At 76.5% G+C, this 1,291-nt stretch carries 1 protein-coding gene; it reads right to left on the minus strand.

Annotated elements, in window-relative coordinates:
* The coding region (locus ACTOQ1_RS42805) for an NAD(P)-binding domain-containing protein (protein ID WP_440074335.1) at positions 1-1,291 on the minus strand (1,291 nt) is incomplete at both ends.

The raw sequence follows: 1,291 nt of genomic DNA on the forward strand, positions 1-1,291 counted from the left end.
CGTCACCGCCGCCGACGGTGGCCAGCGGGAGCGGGGTGGCGAGCAGGCCGCCACCGATGCCGGTGGCCAGGCCGACCCGCCGCTCTTGCGCCTCGGCCAGGCCGGAGGAGCACACGCCGGTCTCGGGCAGTTCCAGCCGCACGTCGTGGGCGGCCTCCGAGTCGCCGGCCAGGGCGGCGACGACGGATCGGACCTGCTCGTATCCGGTGGCCATCAGGAACGTCGGGGCGCGGCCGTAGCTCTTGACGCCGACGGCGTGGTAGCCGGGCTCCGGGTGGGACAGCTCGCGGACGCCGTGCGCGGGGACGGTGCCGCAGGAGTGCTGGTTGGGGTCGATCAGCGGGGCCAGCGCCCGGGTGGAGCCGAGGATCGGGTCGAGGTCCAGGCGCAGCTCCGAGGCGATGGAGTGGTCGGGACGGTAGCCGGTGGCGGCCACGACGCGGTCGGCGGTGACCGACCGCTCGGCGCCGGAGGGGTCGCGGCCGATCACCGTCACCCGGCCGCCGGCCTCGGTGACGGAGTGGGTGAAGAATCCGGTCAGCAGCGTGATGCGGCCGGAGTCGACGTGCGCCCGCAGCCGGGTGCCGAGCGCCCCCCGGGCCGGGAGGGCGTCGGCACTGCCGCCGCCGTAGGTACGGCCGGCGTCGGTGGCCCGGATCGCCCAGGTGATCCGCGTCCCCTCCAGCTCTGCCAGGGCCAGCAGGGTGGTGGCCGCCGAATGGCCCGCCCCCACGACGAGGGTGTGGCGGCCCTCGTAGGTTGCGCGGTCGGCGCCCAGCACGTCGGGCAGCGCGTGGTCGATGAGCGCGGCCGCCTCGGCTTCACCGTGGGCGGGCAGGCCGCTCGCCCCCAGCACGTTGGGCGTGGCCCAGGTCCCGGAGGCGTCGACGATCGCCCGAGCGCGGACCTCGCGGCCGTCGGCCAGGCGGATCAGGAACGGCGCCTGCTCGCGGCCGACGGAGCGGACCCGGTCGTAGCCCAGGCGGCTGATCGCGGTCACCTTCACCCCGAGGCGCAGCCGGGGCGCGATGGCCGGGTGCCCGGCCAGCGGGGCGAGGTAGTCGTCGATCAGTTCGGCGCCGGTGGGCAGCCAGTCCTGGTCGGGGGCGCTCCAGCCCTCGGCTTCGAGAAGGCGGCGGGCGGCGCTGTCGATGTTGTAGCGCCACGGGCTGAAGACCCGCACGTGAGCCCACTGCGCGACCGACGCGCCGACCCGCTGCCCCGCCTCCAGCACGAGGAAGTCCAGGCCGCGCGTCGCCAGGTGCGCCGCGGCGGCCAGGCCCACCGGGCC

It is taken from the genome of Streptosporangium sp. OZ121 (assembly GCF_051918885.1).
GTDB lineage: Bacteria > Actinomycetota > Actinomycetes > Streptosporangiales > Streptosporangiaceae > Streptosporangium.